12 protein-coding genes are annotated in these 19,332 nt (G+C 43.0%); 2 read left to right on the top strand and 10 right to left on the bottom strand.

Features of this window, described 5'->3' with window-relative positions; genetic code table 11:
• The first annotated feature begins 516 nt into the window (after positions 1-516).
• Together KKZ03_RS07135 and KKZ03_RS07130 are read left to right on the top strand one after the other, a co-directional pair.
• Positions 517-1,917, top strand: a complete 1,401-nt coding sequence (locus tag KKZ03_RS07135) for a transposase (RefSeq protein WP_243217345.1) — start codon at positions 517-519, stop codon at positions 1,915-1,917.
• Between the two features lie 61 nt (positions 1,918-1,978).
• Complete coding sequence (locus KKZ03_RS07130) at positions 1,979-2,848, top strand: DUF6731 family protein (protein ID WP_243220826.1); 870 nt, start codon at positions 1,979-1,981, stop codon at positions 2,846-2,848.
• 1,590 nt (positions 2,849-4,438) lie between these two features.
• On the opposite strand, the gene KKZ03_RS07125 is transcribed toward KKZ03_RS07130, so the two are convergent.
• From KKZ03_RS07125 to KKZ03_RS07080, 10 genes are all read right to left on the bottom strand, one after another.
• Positions 4,439-4,765 carry a P-II family nitrogen regulator gene (locus tag KKZ03_RS07125; RefSeq protein WP_243220825.1) on the bottom strand — a complete coding sequence of 109 codons (327 nt, stop codon included), beginning with the start codon at positions 4,763-4,765 and terminating at the stop codon, positions 4,439-4,441.
• 9 nt (positions 4,766-4,774) lie between these two features.
• Positions 4,775-7,843, bottom strand: coding sequence for an efflux RND transporter permease subunit (locus tag KKZ03_RS07120; RefSeq protein WP_243220824.1), 3,069 nt, complete (start codon positions 7,841-7,843; stop codon positions 4,775-4,777).
• Between the two features lie 12 nt (positions 7,844-7,855).
• Entirely contained in the window at positions 7,856-9,007 is a 1,152-nt protein-coding gene (locus KKZ03_RS07115) for an efflux RND transporter periplasmic adaptor subunit (protein ID WP_243220823.1), read from the bottom strand.
• Positions 9,008-9,081: 74 nt separating this feature from the next.
• Positions 9,082-10,437 carry a TolC family protein gene (locus KKZ03_RS07110; RefSeq protein WP_243220822.1) on the bottom strand — a complete coding sequence of 452 codons (1,356 nt, stop codon included), beginning with the start codon at positions 10,435-10,437 and terminating at the stop codon, positions 9,082-9,084.
• Between the two features lie 274 nt (positions 10,438-10,711).
• Positions 10,712-12,187: a carbohydrate porin gene (locus tag KKZ03_RS07105; RefSeq protein ID WP_243220821.1), complete on the bottom strand. Its 1,476-nt coding sequence runs from the start codon at positions 12,185-12,187 to the stop codon at positions 10,712-10,714.
• A gap of 454 nt (positions 12,188-12,641) precedes the next feature.
• The gene (locus tag KKZ03_RS07100) at positions 12,642-13,355 is read right to left on the bottom strand and encodes a hypothetical protein (protein WP_243220820.1); all 714 of its coding nucleotides are present in this window, start codon (positions 13,353-13,355) and stop codon (positions 12,642-12,644) included.
• A complete protein-coding gene (locus KKZ03_RS07095) occupies positions 13,352-14,365 on the bottom strand; it encodes a tryptophan--tRNA ligase (RefSeq protein ID WP_243220819.1) in 1,014 nt (337 codons plus the stop codon). The genes KKZ03_RS07100 and KKZ03_RS07095 overlap by 4 nt, the downstream gene beginning before the upstream one ends.
• A 154-nt stretch (positions 14,366-14,519) precedes the next feature.
• On the bottom strand, positions 14,520-15,821 hold the full coding sequence (mtaB, locus tag KKZ03_RS07090; protein ID WP_243220818.1) for a tRNA (N(6)-L-threonylcarbamoyladenosine(37)-C(2))-methylthiotransferase MtaB: 1,302 nt from the start codon (positions 15,819-15,821) through the stop codon (positions 14,520-14,522).
• A 3-nt stretch (positions 15,822-15,824) separates the two neighbouring features.
• On the bottom strand, positions 15,825-17,054 hold the full coding sequence (locus tag KKZ03_RS07085; protein ID WP_243220817.1) for a nucleoside recognition domain-containing protein: 1,230 nt from the start codon (positions 17,052-17,054) through the stop codon (positions 15,825-15,827).
• 162 nt (positions 17,055-17,216) lie between these two features.
• A complete protein-coding gene (locus tag KKZ03_RS07080) occupies positions 17,217-19,166 on the bottom strand; it encodes an exo-beta-1,3-glucanase (protein WP_243220816.1) in 1,950 nt (649 codons plus the stop codon).
• Positions 19,167-19,332 lie beyond the last annotated feature (166 nt).

Here is a 19,332-nt window from a genome sequence, read left to right as displayed (position 1 = left end):
TCCCAAGCTGAAGCTTGGGAATCAGCATAACTCCTTTGCCGGAATAAGGCTTTTCGATTGGCAAGTCGTATTATATGTTGAGCAACATCTTTTTCCTTGCCCAACGGTCAAAATCAAAATATCGAGAGATTTCCTCAATGCCATTCATGCTCTGTAACACGAAAATGCCGGGCACGAAAAGATATACCTACCTGACCATACACGAAAAAATTATCGCCAGTTAGTTTCATTTGACCGAAACATTACAACAATATCACTAAAATATCTTTTCTAAAGCTCTATTCTTGAAAATATTATATATTTAGCAGAAGTTATCCTGATAATAAATTACGGTGTTTAAAGTTTTTTTAGTATTTTATCATCACCGTTCTGTTATACTTACTTAATAATAATTTAGTAGTAATGATCTACCAAAGTGACTATAACTCAATGTTCAAGTTTTTTAGCTTAGAAAAACAGCAGGAAAACGGGTAAGCCAATCAGTGCTAGAATTGGACGTATTTCAACAATATGTTGATGAACGAGCCTGCGCAGTTTATAAAAACTTTTGTCACCGATTTAGATGCGGCTCTGAGAAAGCTAAAGCCCACCGCTAAACTGACGCCACTACAAAAGATTTGGTTGGGATTTTGTTTGACGGGAATATTACTGACCAATTCGGTGTGCTGGGCGAAGTTCGAGCGTGCGAGCTTGGGAGAACGCAAGATTGCCGCACTTTCGTGGATGTTTCGCGAAGCAAAAGTAGCCTGGGATTATTTGCTTTTGGCGAGTGTGACATTGGTTTTGAAACGGCACGGGATTACAGAAGGTGTACTGGTCCTCGATGAATCGGATCGGGCACGCTCAAAGCGAACCAAGCGAATTTATGGCGTTCATAAGCAAAAACACAAGGTTTCAGGGGGCTATGTCAACGGACAGACGGTGGTTTTATTATTGCTGGTGACGCAGACCGTCACGCTTCCGGTAGGCTTTGCTTTTTACAGGCCTGATCCGGCGCTAACGGCATGGAGTAAGGAAGATAAACGCTTGAAAAAAGCGGGCATGGCGAAAAAAGATCGCCCTGTTCAGCCTATGCGCGATAGTCGGTATCCAACAAAAACGCAACTTGCTTTACGACTGCTGCAAGCTTTTAAGGATGCCCATGGTGATATCAAAATCAAAGCCGTGTTGGCTGATGCCTTGTACGGCGAAGCGGGTTTTATGGATACCGCTTCACGGATATTTGATATTAACCAAGTTATCAGCCAGTTACGCGAGAACCAGATCATTGAATATCGAAGCAAGAAAAGGAATTTGAAGGACTATTTCAATACCATCAACAACGGCGTAGAAGTGACTTTGCGGGTGCGTGGCGGTGAAGAGGTTAAAGCGACCGTGAGCAGTGCTCGATTAAAAGTGCTTGCGCATGGCAAGAAACGCTTAGTCGTTGCCCTGAAATATGAAGGCGAAAGCGATTACCGCTATTTAGTGGCCACCAATATGACGTGGCGCACCATGGATATTATTCAAGCCTACACATTGAGATGGCTTGTAGAGGTTTTCTTTGAGGACTGGAAGCTTTATGAAGGATGGGGGCGTGAGGCCAAACAATTGGATGAAGAGGGATCAAGCCGTGGCCTGATTCTGAGTCTGTTGCTTGACCATTGCCTTCTCCTTCACCCAGAGCAGATGGCCCGTATAGAAAACAAACTGCCCGCGTATACCGTAGGTAGCCTGCAAAGAAAGTCTCAAATGGATGTGCTGCTCGAATTTATCAAAACATTGCTGGAGCACCAGAATCCAGCAGAGAAACTTAAAGAATTGGCTGTACTTGTTGACGATATTTTTCAGTTAATGCCTTCCGGCAAGCATATGGTTGGCAGAGATTTAGGCCGACTGGAACCCACGACTTCGCTACAGTACCGTGCCGCTGGATGATTTGCCAAAAATAAGAATGTAAAGAATTTAAAAACTTGAACATCGAGTATAAGGAAATTACATGCAAGAAAAGATGAACGTCCATGCTTTTAGTGTCGTCCCTGTTAATAACACGGCATCACTAGAAACACTTCTAGCAGAAATTTCAAAACTGCCTCTTGAGCTACGTATTCGAACAGTCAGTATGACTGACTACAGAATTGAGCATATTGAGCAAAAGGATGATGGTTATTGGTATGTCGATTTTGGAAAATTTCGCTCAACGCATGGCCCAGGTGCGGCATCTAAGACTACACCAATAAGAGGCTTCGTCTTCCAAACAGATGAAGTTTTCTGTGAAGAAACTGCCTTTCTATACGACCCTCATACAAAGCACGCAATAATCCAATATAACCACTATGGTACTAGGGCTGGTGCTATGCAAGATTTTTTTAATTCCTTTGTGGATGCCGAGGTATATGTCTATGAGTTTCGTCCTAAATATGACGCTGATGTCGAGCGACGCTTCCTAGAGCGCCAAGCAATAACAAAATTAGATTTTGCAATTGACCCTCGATTATTTAATAACGATGACAGGGTAGCAGGTACATCACTAGCACAAGCTATAGACATTGGTAATCAGTCAAATGGTAGTAAATTAGAAGTGACCATTTCAGCTGGCCGCAAGCGCAATCATTATCTATCTGATATTATTGATAATACTGCTGTCCTACTAAAATTAAAATCTGAAGAAAACCCGTTTTCTGTGTCAAGGCTTCAAGTAGGTATCCTTCAAAACCTTGATGCCAAAATAGAAATCGTTGATCTCATAGCACAACGATTATCTCGTTCTTTCAATGATATTTGTGTTGGCGAAGACCTTCGCTTCACCCGAGAAGCTAGATATCAAGCCTTAAATTCAGCTTTTAATAGCTGGGTTAGGCTGTTTTAATATGCAGTTATTCCTAGAAAGATGGCTTCCATATTTTATTGCCGCTTCTGGGTCATTGCTTTGGTGGTGCATGGGCATAACTTTGCCAAATAAGGAGGGTCTATTAGGGTCATCATTAACTATAGGTGCAATTCTTACAGGTTTCTTAGCTACAGCAAAGGCTATCTTGATGGCCTTGGATTCTCCTGTGATGAAGAGAATACGTAATACAAATTATCTAGTAGATTTGGTTTCATATCTCGGCCAAGCAATATGGCTTAGCCTTTTATTCTGTTGTGTTGCATTAATGGGATATTTTATTAATACAAGTAGCAGTATATATGGATTATTATGGGATACATATGGCTTCTTATGGATTGCAACTTGTTTAGCCATGATTGTCTCTTTTATTCGAGTTACAAACATAATGCTCAAAATACTCAAGCATCCGGGAACTAATAGCTAACTTCAATTTGCTGAACGCTAATCGGTCATTACTTCTCTGATTCCCAAGCTGAAGAGACTGTGAAAGCAATCAAAATTCGGGTTGAATTTTGATTTCGGCAACCAAGAATCAATAACTTACAGCATATTTTTTGCTATTTTGTGTTGATTTTGGTTGTTTTTGATAATACTTTCATCGTCTCTGAAACTTGGAAATCAGAGAAGGGAGAATTGAATTACAAACTCTGAGTAGCATCGAAGCGCTGTGGTTTTTATCTTCAAATTACCAATGATTATTTTCTGGTTTGCCGATTGGACAGGCTGGTTTTGCGACCTTGCTAGTGACTTTTCACACCTTGATAGTCGGTATTCAAGCCTTAATTAGTTTATTTTGTGCTTGTTGATTACTCATCAAGTCTTACCGAGCAATACATTGCCTTATTTTCCGGTAAGCCATTATTATTATGGTTATTTTGTGCCGGCTGAGTGGTTTTGCTAGTCGCATAACCGACTATGCTAATAGGCAAACCGGCTATCCGGCTTTGTTTAAATTATTTTATGCCGGTTAGGGAGTTTTCAGAGCTTGCAAACCGGGTATCAGGGTTTGCCAATCACTAATCCGTTATTGCTTATACTATTTTGAAAAGTTTAAGTACTTACCAAGGTGCGCAAACCGCTTATGCAAAAAATGCAAACCGATTATCCGTGTGTGCAAATCGCTGGTTCTATATTGCTTAAATTCTTTTATGCTGGTTAAGTGAATATCAGGGTTGGAAAACCTTCTCTCAGGGTTTGCCGACAGTTAATCCGATATTACTTATACTTTTTTGAAATGCTTAGGTACTAATCAGGATGTGCTAACTGCTTATTTGAGGGATATAAACAGCTCATTGAGGTGTGCTAACTGCTCATCCGTCATTGCTAAAGCTATTTTTGTGCTGGTTAAGTGTTTATCGAGGTGCGCAAACCACTCATCAATAAGTAGCCTTGATGAAACATAGTGGCATCGAGGGTAATCGAACCTGATTGCTCTATTCACTGGCTCCCAAGCGGGAGTAAAGTGTGATTTTCAGAACCAGTGAATACCATAATTTCTACGCTTTTTCTTCGTGTCCTTCGTGTCTTCGTGGTGACATGCCTTTAGATGTGCCGATTAAAGACTCAACACTACCCCAAATCAGCATCCCTTTCACCGGTACTGATACGCGTGCCTTCAAGCATATCCATGATATAGACTTTGCCGTCACCATGCTGTCCGCTATAGGCAGCCTGTATGATAGTTTCAAAAATAATTTCCACCAAATTGTCCGGGGCGAAAATTTCAAGGCGTTTTTTAGGCAAAAAAGGCTTGTAATCCTGAACGTGTTGCGTACGTTCACGACCAAAACCATCACAATCCATAACCGTCATACCGGGAAATCCGGGGACTTCAAGCAGTGCCATGGTGACATGACTAAGCTTGTGAGGCTGAATAAAGGCACGTATTTCTTTCATTAATTTCCTTTAAAGTTCGTCAGGTTCGGCAAAATAGCGATACAACGCCGGCAACAAGGTCAAGGTTAAAAGAGTGGCCGTCAATAAGCCACCAATAATCACTACGGCGAAAGGTTTTGCCGTTTCCGAACCGACACTGGTAGAAAGAGCGGCAGGAAACAGCCCCAGCATGGCCATCATAGCCGTCATTACCACAGGTCTGAGACGACTGACCGAGCCATTGACTATGGCATCGTGTAGCGACTGGCCTTCTCTTCGCAGCTTGTTCAGTTGCGAAACCAAAATTACGCCATTTTGTACGGCAATACCAAATAAGGCAATAAAACCGACCGCTGCGGAGACACTAAGGTTAATCCCGGTCGCCAACAAAATCAGGATACCACCGATCATTGCGAAGGGCACATTCATAAGAATCAGTAGTGCATTTTTAATCGACATAAAAGCCCAAAACAATAACACAAAGATCAGTCCCAAACTGATCGGTACGATAACTGCCAATCGCTTCATGGCCCGTTGCTGATTTTCAAACTGTCCGCTCCAGACAATACGGTAACCCGGCGGCAAATCGACTTGAGCGGCCACTTTTTGCTGGGCTTCGGCGACAAAGCTACCTTGATCGCGGTCGATCAAATTACATTTAATGGCAATTCGGCGCATGTTGTCTTCCCGACTAATCCGGGAAGCACCCTGATTGATGTTAATCGTCGCCAATTCCGACAGGGGGATACGTAAACCGCCCGGAGTTTGCACTGTCAGATTTTCCAGTCCCGCTACCGAATTACGGGCATTTTCTTCATAACGCAGGGTAATGTCAAAACGCCGCTCACCTTCCAGAAACTGCGACGCCGCCTTGCCACCCATGCCGATTTCCATGACATGCTCGACATCGGCAACATTGATGCCATAACGGGATACCTTGGCACGGTCAATATCAACCATGACCTGCGCCAAACCGGCTTGCTGCTCAGCGGCTACATCGGTAGCACCACGAATAGAGGCCAGAATATGGGTAACCTGATCGGCTCTATCTTGCAGGGTTTTTAAATCGCTACCAAATATTTTTACCGCAATTTCGCCCTTGACGCCGGAAATAGCTTCTTCAACGTTATCTTGAATGACCTGCGAAAAGTTGGTAAGGATTCCCGGAAAGATCGATAGTTCCTTATCCATCGCCTGCACCAGTTGATCTTTTTTCTTATAGCGCCAGGTATCTTTAGGATTGAGATCAATCAACACTTCAAGATTATTGAAGCCTTTAGGATCAGTACCATCTTCCGGCCGACCCAGTTGCGTCAAGACCATTTTGGCTTCGGAAAATGTTTCCAGTTTTTCGCGCACTTTGCGTTCAAAGTCTTTGGCTGTCGTCAGCGATACCGGAGTTGGCAAGGTGATGGTCAACCAGATATTGCCTTCATCAAGCTTGGGCATAAATTCGGTGCCGATCATTTTCACCGACATAAAACTCAACACTAACGCGACGATTGCCGAAATAAACACCATGCGGGCATTTTTCAGTACCCATTCCAAAAGCCGACGGTAATGGTGCTCCATGGCGTGAACCAACGGATTATGGCTTTCAGCCATTTTCGGCCCCAATAAATAAGTCAGCATCGCCGGCACAAAAGTCAGGCTGAACAGCATGGAGGCCACCAAGGCAAAACTGAGGGTATAAGCCATCGGCGAGAAAATTTTCTCTTCCACCCGCTGAAAAGTAAAAATCGGTAAAAAAGCGATAATAATAATCGCTTTAGAAAATAAAATCGGTCGCCCCATTTCCGTGGCCGTAACCAGCAGTGTTTGTCGCAGATGGCGAATATCAACATTGCGATGCAAATCCAGGGTCACCTGCACCATGACCGCCTCAACCAATACCACGGCGCTATCGACAATAATCCCGAAATCTATTGCCCCCAGAGAAATCAGGTTGGCAGAAATACCGCCAAGATCAACCAGAATAAAAGCGAACAGCAGTGATAACGGAATAATCAACGTTACCAAAAATGCCGCCATAAAACGTCGCAAGAACACCAACAGGATAATCATAATCAGTGCAGCACCTTCGAGCATATTGTGCTCAACAGTGCGGATGGTATGACCGACCAGTTCAGTCCGATCGTAAATAGGGGTGATTTTAACGCCTGGCGGCAGGCCAAAGTCGTTGAGTTCCTTGATTTTCTGTTTAACACCGCCCAGCACATTGACGGCATCACGGCCTTTAATCAGCAAGACAATACCTTCGACCACATCATCGCGTTGGTTCATGCCAACGATACCGGTTCGCGGCTGCGGACCGACACCAATCTCTGCAACATCCTTGATTCGCACCGGTACGCCATCAACAGTAGTGATGACAATCTCGCCAATTTCTGCGGCGGATTTTAACAAACCAATACTTCTCACCACCAGTGCTTCGTCGCCGTATTCAATGTAGCCGCCGCCGGTATTATTATTGTTGGCGGCAATGGCATCAAACACTTGTTTAAGATCCAGATTGTAATTTTTCAGGCGATCAGGTTTGGCAGTCACCTTGTATTCCTTGACACCCCCACCGTAAGACACTACATCGGCAACCCCTTGAACCGTACGAATCTTCGGTTCAATCACCCAATCTTGCAGGGCGCGTTGCTCAATCAACGGTAAATTTTTGGCATCAACGACATAACGCAAAATTTCGCCAACACCGGTCGATAAAGGCCCCAACTGAGGCTTACTGTCATCAGGAATATCGGCATTTTGCAAACGCTCCAACACCTGTTGCCGGGAGAAATAATCCTCGGCGCTGTCTTCAAAAGTCAGGGTAACTACCGACAGACCAAAGATGGAAACCGAACGCATACTCATCAAATGCGGCAAGCCGTTCATCACCCGCTCAATCGGCAATGAGATAAGTTTTTCCACTTCTTCAGGTGCCTGACCGGGATATTGGGTTACAACCTGAACAAAAACATTTTGCACGTCAGGAAAAGCCTGTACCGGCAAATGTTCAAAAGCAATAATCCCGGAAATGGCAATAGCCAAGGTCGCACCAATAACCATTAACCGCTGTTGCAGGCAAAACGCAATAATATGCTCAATCATGTCAGCAGCCTCTTAAGGTTTATCAGTACCGGTTTCAACTTCTTCTTCGGCACGTAGCGTTAGCGCACCTTCCGTCACCAGCTTTTCGCCAGGTTGAAGCCCTTTCGTTATTACCGCTTTATCCTTTAAGCGCAGACCTATTTCAACCGGGCGCTGTTGATAGTGATTTTCATCGACAGCAATAAACACAAAATCCGCATCGCCTTCGGTAAAAACAGCGGTTAACGGAATCACAATAGCCGTATCCTCGACATTACTTTCTACTGTAATAGCAGCATACATACCGGGTAACAAACGACCATCCGGATTGGGCAGGTCGCACCGTACCTGAACGGTGCGAGTCTTCTCATCCAATACTTGGCCTATGTATTCCACCGTTGCAGGAAAAATCTCGTTTGGATAAGCCGGGACTGTAATAGATAATTTCTGGCCCAGCTTTATTTTAGCCAGATTAACTTCAAAAACGGCCATCAGCAGCGTCAGCTTTTTAGTGTCCGATACCACAAATAAAGGGACTTCACGATCAGGACGGACTTCGATACCAGGATTGACATTACGCTCAACCACGATGCCGGCAACCGGCGAGCGCAGGGCAAAACGACCGTCACTTTGCGGTGCGCTAATATGCAAGTTCTTTAATTTATCTTGAGCGCGGCGTACTTCGCTACGAGCATCATTAAAATCATTTTGCGCTTGTTCCAGATCTTTTTGAGCAACAGCTTTACCCTCATAAAGCTCTTGCTGACGATTAAAGCTTTTACTACGCAGGATCAAGTCAGCTTGCGCCTTAGCATAATCAGCCTCGGCAGCAGCAACATCCGGGCTATCCAGTTCCAGCAATATTGATCCAGCCTTAATCTGAGTCCCCAAGACAACCGGTATGGCAATAACGCGACCGGCAACGGGAGAGCTAATCCGTGAAGTGACACTTTCGTTATAGCTTATTTTTCCGGTCAACGGCTCCAGCAAGGGATGCTGTGTCAAGCTCAAACTGGTGACCTTAACATAGGCTTTTTTCGGTGAATCAGGTGCCAAATGCACCTCGCCCTTAACTTTTGGCGGTTGCGGAACCTGCTGAGTTTTGTCAGCCGAATCGGAACAAGCCGTTAATACTGCTGCTAACAGTAACCCGCATAAAAACTGTTTTTTTCTTTGATGAGGCATCTGTTTATTCGCGTCCATTATCTGCACAGGGCTAATTGTCGGGTTTTGGCGAGCTACGCCGTATAAACCCACGATTATTTTGTAGTGTCTTGGTTCTTGTTACCGCGAGCAACCGGCGCTTTATCACCATCCACTGCTGCACCCAAAGATTTTTCCAAGTCGTAATAAGCATTGGCGCGATTAATCTCTGCGGCATAATAATCCCGCATCACATTTTTATAACTACGCTGCGCTTCAATAAAATCCAACACACTGGTAGCACCTTTACTGTAAGCCAGCTCAGAACTGTTTCTTACCGCCAGGGCGTCATCAAGCAAACCATCTCTAAACCGTTGCACTATTTTTTTGGCACTATTCCAGGTTGCCAAAGCACCGATAACATCACTACGGATAACCAGTTCGGTTTGCTCTGCAACCAGTCGACTCTGACTTAAATTAACTGCGGCTTTATCAGCTTCGCCTTGGTATTGATAAAACAAGGGTAACGGCACACTGACACCGACAAAGCCGGTATTAAGTGCATTATTGCTGGGATCGTGAGCGTAGCCGCCAGTGACAGTGACATCGGGATATTTAAGTCGCCGTGCCAATTCCAATTGCCTGTCCGCTTGTTCGGCACGCAATTTATCACCCTGTAAATCAGGACGTTGTTGCAAGGCTTTGCCAATCAAATCCTCTTTAGAAAGGTTCTGACCGATATTATTGACTTCAGGCCACTGTTCTTTGGCTTCAAATTGCAGACTTTTATCCGGCCAGCGCAAGATTACCGCCAAATCAGCTTGCGCCAACTCCACGGCAGCTTGTGCATTGTCGAGATCAGCTTGTCCACGCATGGCTTCCATTTTGACCCGCAAAAAATCAGACTCTGAAATGTCGCCTTTTTTCATGCGTAGACTGTTGGCTTTACTAATAATCTCGTAATGGTCGACAATTTCCTGAGCAAGCCAGCGGTTTTTCTGCGTCTGCAACAATTGATAGTAACTGTTCCTGACCATGTTGGAAAAAATACGCACGGCATCCCGAAAATCGCTTTCGGCAGCTTGCGTTGCAAAGCCACTGCTTTGTATGCGCAAGCCTCGTTTACCGGCAACTTCAATCAACTGGCTAAAAGAGTAGTACTCCGCCGCGCCACAGGAAACATCTGTATTATGATTACAACCCGTCGCGTTCGAGCCCTTGTTCATATTGCTGGCGCTAAGTTCTCCAATCTGAAAGCCAACCGTTGGGTTGGGAATAGCCGAAGCAATCACCGCGTCAGCTAAAGACCGGTCGATATTGTATTGAGCTGCAATCAAATCAAGATTACGCTGATAAAAAATCGACAGCACTTCATCGACAGAGAGTTCCTGGCTCTGTGCTGCTGAATTAAAGATACCAAGAAAGCTTAACAACAGCACGAGTGCCGCTGATTTTAAAGTTTTTTTGTTCATGAATTTTATCTATATGGAAGGCATTCAAGACCAGTGAACCCGATAAATCTAAATATCATTTAACCAAAGTGGTGTTATGACTTGATTGGCTAGCGCATTTAAAATACTTTAGTCACTGTCTTTTCATTTGTTGCAAGCGATTATCATGCCAATCAAAGCTAATTGCTTAACTCGCTGATTTTCTATGTAAATGAATTTGTTATTTTGATGAAATGAGAAGATAAAAACCACTAACAGGTGTAAAGCAACCTATCAGCGGTTTATTTGCACAGACTTAAAATTCAAAATGCACCCGAACCCCATAAATATTTACCGGGCCACGATCTGCATTGTAAGCCGGATTGGCTAAATGTTGATAATCAAAAGAAAGCCAGCTAGAAGTAATCACATGCCATTGATAGTAAATATTAACTAACTGCTCAGGATGGTAATTAATCTTGCCGTCACCGATAAAACCATCAATGCCACCCATGTTTATATAGTCGACATGCTGCTTTGAAATCCAACTCTGTGAATAGCCAAAACCTACCGAGTCTTTTTCCCTCCCCCAACGCAAACCTTTGACTAATGTACCAAAAGATAACGATCGATCTGAGGATGTATAAGAATAAACTTCGGTTTTTCCGTCTGAAACCATACCTCTAAAAAACAAGCCTACATCTTCTGTGATTCGCTGTTCCATATTGATGCCAATGCCCATTTTTACATTCGATTTTCTGGCCCAACAAAGATCGGGGGCAGAAGAGTTTTGAGAGTCATAATTATAGCCAAGGCAGGTTGTCGCATTTTTTGAGGGATCAGTTTGATATGCCGCGATAGCATCAGTAAAACTGCCCATATTTTCACGATTTCTATAACCCAGAATTTTTATAGCCCCCGGCTGTTCTTTGATAATATGTTTATGTTCCAGCTCTACCTGATCACCATAATTCGTGAACATATAAAAATTTAAAGGTAAATCGTTAGGGTGTTTAGGAGCGGCGATTCGTGCAAATCGAAATGCCCAGTCATCAAAATAATATTCGCCAACCAATCCTGTCGTATAGCCCCTTGCATCAGCAGCAAAGTCATAAGCCGCATTAGTCATAAAAGACATATTCAAAAATTGATGCCGAAGGTCTCCGGCATAGGTATTTTTATCAAAAAAATCGAGAATGCTAAAAGTACCTGCGGTAAAAACAAAACGGCGGCTATCGACAGTTCCGGCTAATTGCATCGGGCCCGATTTAACTTCAGCCGATGTTCCACCGAATGATAACGTTTGCCGGTAATAAACTCTTGATAAATACCAGGTAGAGTGGGTTTCACCATTTTTCTGCAGCTCAAAGTTTTGAATACTTCCGCCTATTCCCTTTAGTTCTGAAAGAGGTTGACCGGAAAACATTTCCGGTGCAGCATAGAATTCAGCACCTTTCCAGCCTTTAAGGCCAATATAAGACGTAAATGTTGCGGTAAAACTGCGCTCTGCGCTACGTGACAATGAATTGGTAGAGCCGTTTAAATTGGTATAGGCAGCAGGAAAGGCCTGTTTAAAGCTGGAAATATAAGTTCCCTGTGAATAAATATTCCAGCGTTCATCTTTTAGGTCGTGCCAATCATGATCAGATAACAGTCCCATGAGTGAAAATTCATCTTTATCATCCAACTCTGGATAGGTAGCATTGTCGGCCTGAACAGTCATTGCTATAAACACAGTGCATAACAGCAAAATTTTTAAAATATTAATCCCTGTTAATATAACTCTGACCATTTTGATTTAATTTACTAGTGCCATAACGGAACCACTTAATAATAGACGGGGACGGCATGATTGAGGGGGGGGAATCGAGTCTATAAAAATAATTTCTTACATTGGTATCATTTGCGCAGCCTGCACGTAATATTGATTTACTTAACGGTGAACAAAAATGCAGCAGAAAACAAGCGGCCAGTAAAACAGGATTTTCATAAAAACCATCGACTGTCCCAAGTTAAATTTTCGCTTTTAAATGACATTAATCTGATCACCACATTGCCTATAATGGACAAAGTAGCATCTTAATGTGATGGTAATATGACGCTTTTTCTATACTATACAGATGCGAGGTTTTGATCAAAACCTTACTGACGTGCCACTAAAACTTTACGTCTAAATATTTTTGGAATACTGAAAGCTGAGAGGGATTATAAGCGGATATATCGACAAAATCTGGCCCGGCAAATGGTTATTCACTCGCCTCAAAAATACTCTTGTATGAGACATACATCATTGTTGAAGTCAGCATATATAAAACCGGTGTTAACAAAGGCGTGACAACCGTACACAATAATGCCTCGACAATAATAAACCCCAACGCTGTATATACTGCCTTCCGGTTTCTGGAAACGGCATGATCACCACGTTCCATTGCCTCACTCCAACTGTAATTTTTAAACAACATCAACGGGTAACTAAACCAACTGGCAAAAGTGGTCAGCATCAATAAGGTAAAAATCAACGTAACATTAGCATAGGCATAAATCCAGTTGGCTATCTCGCGTGCTGACCGATGATCCAGATTCTCGGGGGTTAGCTCCCAATAAAAAAAGAACTGACCGGTTTTATACAATTCCCCCGTTAAAAGGTTGGACACCACCATAAAAGCAAACCAAAAAAGCATAATGGTGCCTGCCGCCAATATAGCTAACGGTAAACTTTTATTAAGCGCCCAGTAAATACCTACCGGATTTTCTGACGAACGCTTAAGATCAATATACTTTGTAATACCTACGCCAACAAACAAAGCCGTTACCGAAAATAAAACCCCCAACAGCAGAGATGCTCGTCCAATCGTCATAAAGACACCCACAAAGAGCGTGTATCCTGCCCAAAGCCAAGGATCATGGCTGACAAACAGCAATGACTGTTTAAGCCAATCGCTGAACTTTATCTTTTTCACACTGAAATCCTGGAAATACCAACGGCTTTACGTAACTCCTTAATAAAAGGCACACTAACAGCCCGGGCTTTTATTGCGCCTTCCTGTAATTGTTCTTCAATATGTTCAGGAGCTTGTAATAAAGCCTCATAGCGCTCTCTTGCCGGGGTAATATGATCATTAATATGCTCAAACAACACCCGCTTCATTTCACCCCAGGCAATACCTTCTGCATAACGTTGGCGTATTTCAAGTACTTCTGCGGTAGTAGCAAACGCCCTATAAATGCTAAATAAAGTACAATCATCAGGATTTTTTGGCTCGCCCGGTTCCAGGGAATTGGTTTTAATTTTGTTGATCAGTTTTTTTAACTTTTTCTCGGGCTCAAATAATGGAATCGTATTGTTATAGCTTTTACTCATTTTACGGCCATCAAGTCCCGACAAAATAGCACCATGCTCATCAATCACTGCCTCAGGCAAAACAAAATGTTCGCCATAAATATGGTTAAAGCGTCCGGCAATATCTCTGGCCATTTCGATATGTTGTATCTGATCCCTACCTACCGGTACTTTATTGGCATTGAATAGTAAAATATCAGCGGCCATGAGTATCGGGTAACTAAACAAGCCCATATTAATGCCTTTATCAGGATCATTTTCGCCGCCTTGTTCATTATCAGCAACCGCCGCTTTATAGGCATGCGCCCTGTTCATTAAACCTTTGGAAGAGACACAGGTTAACATCCACGTCAACTCCATAATTTCCGGAACATCTGACTGCCGATAAAAGACTGCATTTGACGTATCCAATCCTAAAGCCAGCCAAGTTGCAGCAATTTCAAGACTGGATTGCCTGACCCTTTCCGGCTCCTGACATTTAATCAAGGCATGATAGTCAGCCAGAAAATAAAACGGCGTAACATTTTCATCTTTACTGGCATTAATAGCGGGTCTGATCGCGCCAACATAATTACCCAAATGCGGCGTACCCGTGGTGGTAATACCGGTTAAAACAATTGCTTTAGTCATCTGTTCCATCTATTTTTAACGTATTGGGAGTAAAATATTACTCAGATTCAACCTGATATCCTACCTTTGAATCCTGTAATAACTGTTATCTCATAGTACTTCGGTATACCTGATTTTACTGATAAAGCAATTCTCAGGTTAGTTTATCTCTTGTTTAAAGCAAGCGGTTACCGTCAAGCTCACCAACAATATAGCCTTCCTTGACCGCCATTAATTTTGTGGTAATGATTTTATTTTCAACCGATTCATCGTTGTTTATCACACAACTGACTTTAAGGTAATTGGGCGTATAGCCAAACACCCGCTGTTTTCCGCCTTCCAGTGGTTCATGGTAACCTTCCCATAATACCGGAAATTCATTGTCGATATTTTCCTGGCAAAATGCCAATTTCATATCATTCGCCAAAACATGCAACTGCTGGCTACGCTGTTTCTTAATATCATTGGTCAACTGGTTTGGCAAGGTAGCCGCTTTTGTACCTTCACGACTGGAATAGGTAAAAATATGAATATGCCCAAAACCGGTTTGTTTGATAAAGTTAAAACTGTCCTGCCATTCTTCCTCGGTTTCGCCGGGAAAGCCGACAATAATATCTGTAGTAATATTAAAGTGAGGAATTTGCGCCCGCAATTGACTAACAATTAGGCTAAATTCTTCTGTTTTACAACGCCGCGCCATTCTACGTAGAACGGTATCCGAACCACTTTGCAGCGGCAAATGTAAATGCGGCATCAAGCGTGGATTATGAAACAACGTAAAAAAATCTTCCGGTAATTCCCAAGGCTCTAAAGAACCGAGTCTAAGCCTTGGAATGTCTGTTTCAGACAAAATAGCGTTGATTAAATCGGACAAATTATTGCCCAAATCACTACCATAGCCACCTAAATGTACACCGGTAAGGATAACCTCAGTAATGCCTTGTTTATATAGGGCATTGATTTCATCTATCACCGCCTGCACCGGGCGGCTAATTTCATCACCACGCGCCACGGTAACAATACAAAATGTACAGCGATAACGACAGCCATCCTGGACTTTAACAAAAGCGCGTTGCCGTCCACGAGTAAATAATGATATTTCACCCGGCTCTGTCGACATCGCAGGCATAACATCCATATTAAGTTCGGTTAATGTTTTTTCTACCAGCTGATCTTTATCCTTGTTGCTCACAACCAAATCAACACCCAATAAAGACGCCGCTTCATCCTGGTTTAAGGTCGCGTAACAACCACTGACCACCAGCTTGGCTTGTGGATTATCTCGGTGTATACGACGTATAAGTTGACGTGATTTCCTGGCGGCGTCCTGCGTAACCGCACAGGAATTAATCACAATCAGCTGGGCCGCTTCTGCCTGTCTGGTAATTGAATGCCCGGACTTTTGAAACGCTTGCGCCCAAGTTTCCAATTCTGCTTCGTTAAGACGGCAGCCGAGTGTTTTAAGGTGAACTTTCATTAATTATCCAAAGAACCAATAGGTAACAAAAATTGCGGCAATAATGCCTGCAAAATCGGCTATTATCCCACAGGCAGCGGCATGACGAATACGTTTGATACCCACTGAGCCAAAGTAAATGGCCAATACGTAAAAAGTGGTTTCCGTACTGCCTTGCACCACAGACGCCAGACGGCCGGAAAATGAATCGGCACCATGTGTCTTCATGGTATCTATCATCATCGCTCTGGCACCACTGCCACTGAAAGGCTTCATTAAAGCCGTAGGTAGAGCATCAACAAAACGGTCATCAATGCCAAAATAATGCACAAGAGTTCTTGCCAAATCAGCGAGCATCTCCAGGGCACCGCTGGCTCTGAATACCCCAATGGCAACCAGCATGGCCACCAGATAAGGAATGATCAATATAGCCGTTTGAAAACCTTCTTTAGCACCTTCTATAAAGGCATCGTAAGCATTAATACCCTTATAAAGGGCACCAAAAATAAAACTGATGATTAACGAAAACAGAATAATATTACTGATAATCGCAGATTGCTGAAGCATTTGCTGTTGCGGCAAACTGGAAAAATAAACCAGCAAACCGCCAACGACCAGCGTAAAGCTGCCCAGATAAGCCATTACAACTTTATCCAGCAAATTGATTTTTTGCACAAAAGCGACGGCAAGCAAACCGACCAGCGTGGATATATAAGTCGCAATTAAAATTGGAATAAATACGTCTGTAGGATTTTCCGCACCGAGCTGAGCACGGTAAGTAAAAATAGTAATGGGAAATAGCGTAACGCCTGACGTATTAATAACCAAAAACAAAATTTGCGCGTTGGTAGCCGTGTCAGGATTGGGATTTAATGTTTGCAGTTCCTTCATCGCCTTAATTCCTAAAGGCGTTGCTGCATTATCCAGACCCAAGGCATTGGCGGAAATATTCATCACGATAGCGCCCAAGGCCGGATGTCCTTTGGGCACATCGGGCATTAAACGGCTAAATAAAGGCGTAAGACTTTGCGTTAATAACAGAATAAAACCGCTCTTTTCACCAATCCGCATAATCCCTAACCACAACGCCAGTACACCGGTTAAGCCTAGCGAAATTTCAAAAGCCGATTTAGACAAGCTAAACATGGCTTCCATGATTTGTGCAAAAACTTGCTGGTCGCCCAGAAAAATCAGTTTAAATAGCGCAGTAAAAAAAGCGGCAAGGAAGAAGCAAATCCAGATGATATTTAACAAGGCAGGAAATATAATAAGTTAACTAATGATCAACCTATTCTATTGCCTGAGATAGGGATTGTCTTGTTCTGAACAAAAAAGCGCAGGTAATGGCATTATTAATTACAACCCCATACATATAATTTACCAATACTGGGTATTGCTACTTGCTGAATAATCTGATTACGCACCAGAGGTTTTATTGTCTCGGTACTGCCACAACGGGAACGCCAGTATCAGTAAACTGGCTAACCAAAGCAGTAACTCGCAGTTAGTTATTGTATAAATAAAGGCCATCGATACTCTTTCGCCAACATTGGGGTAGCTCTCGATAAAATCGTGCCCCATAAGGAACGTACAAGTTTCGCCTATGATAATGGCTAGAACCATAAAAATCAACGCATAAGCGCAAGCCCGCAAAGGGATTCGAAAAAGAACTGCCGCGATCAACATAGGCCAGCCCATTAACTGGCTATAGTTGCAGGTGACCATGAATGTCGCATAAATCCTGTCAAATAAAACAGGATAAGCCTCTTCATAATTTGAGTTATGCATAATAAAATCCATTTCAATAACAATTAAAAGCAAGCCTGTTAACGCTAATACGAGACTGACTATTTTAGCCGATTTTACTGAGAGGGCTTGTGTACTGAACAGGTCATTAATTCTTAACGAGAAGATATAATTTTCGCCTTTTACAAAATAACGAATAACCATAAAACCTACTATGCCGACCACTGGTATATAAGTCATTGGATAAGGCATACTAAGATAACGTCCATTCAACGCCAAAGCCTGGGATTCATATAGCGCAATAGCAACAAAGGCCAGTATTAAATAACGTATCCATAGACCACATTTTTCGCTCATACTGTCTTTTAACACATCTAATGTACGACCGAGTATCAAGCAGCCCAACAACAAGCTCAACCCGCCAATAAACCAGACTTGTAGTCGCTCGATCAGGCTATAGCTGGTATACCAATAATCACCGATCTGATTAACTAATAAAGTACTGAGTAATTGAGTAAAGCCGAGAAAACCTAATAAGCGAATTGGCGCAAGCCTAAAGAGCGCTTTTGCTTGCCAGCCGCCCACAAGTAACGTAATCAAAGCTGCATAAAGCAAGCGCTTCGGCCACAAAGGATTTTCCGTTACCTTGCCGGTCAATGGAAAGACCAGCTCGCGATCTGCAGAATAAAGCCCCCAATTAGCACCGACCACGCCTTCAAGTTGGCTTTTCCACGGCTGATTAAATGCCTCGACAACGTTATAGTCAAAGCCGTTCTTATTGGCCAATTGCACCAGCGAGCGAATAAACTTGGCTTCATTAACGACACTGGGTACCGCCCAACCACGCTGACGTCCTGCACTTGGCCAACCCGACTCGCCGATTAAAATCGGCTTATCTGGATAAGCTTCGCGGATTTTCCGGTAATTTTTTTCTATATGTGCAGCAGTTTCTTCAATTGTTAAGGGTTCATCTTCCCAGTATGGCAAAATATGCACAGTGAAAAAATCAACTTCCTTGGCAATTTCCGGATAACGCATATAAAAAGACCAGACATCAGCATAAGAAACCGGCTGTTTAACTGCTTTTTTAACTTGCCGGATGTATTGCAGCAGTTGTTCCGGCTCCAACTCCCCCCTGAGCAGGACTTCATTGCCGACGATAACCCGCTTGATAACATCCGGATATTGATTGGCGACTTTAATTAATTGATCAATCTCGGCCTGATTTTCCTCGGCCATGGTCATCCCACCTATCCAGGCACCTTGTATAACATTAAGGCCATATTTTTGAGCCATAGCCGCTACATCGGTCAAGCCGCGCGTGCTGGCATAAGTGCGTATGGTATGGGTTTCGGTAGATAACAACCGTAAATCTTCGTCTATCTCTTCAGCTTTAGGAAATACTTCTGTTAATGGACTTTGTCCTTCACGAAACGGGGCAAAAGAAACGCTGCTGATTTTACCGTCAGGAACATCGGGACCTGCATCCTGTGGTAAATTGCTTAACCACGACAACAAACCGTTAACAGCGATAACCAATAAAAAAAACACAATGAGCCTGGAGATTTTCATATTTAAACTTAAAACATTATTGATAACTTTAAGAAGGATATAGTGCATTTCATGGAAATCACCGAGAGATAAATTAATATGTTAACAACTATAACGGACTTAATTGTACAGTATGGCGAGTCTGTTTTATAAAATAGCTATTTAAATATTATCGATAAGTAATACCTGTTGGCTCGTCACAACACGGCAGCATTCATTCTTATTCAAATTGTCA

Source organism: Methylobacter sp. S3L5C (assembly GCF_022788635.1).
Taxonomy (GTDB): Bacteria; Pseudomonadota; Gammaproteobacteria; order Methylococcales; family Methylomonadaceae; genus Methylobacter_C.
The sequence above is the reverse complement of the archived record's forward strand: the minus strand, read 5'-3'. Positions and strand labels throughout refer to the sequence as shown.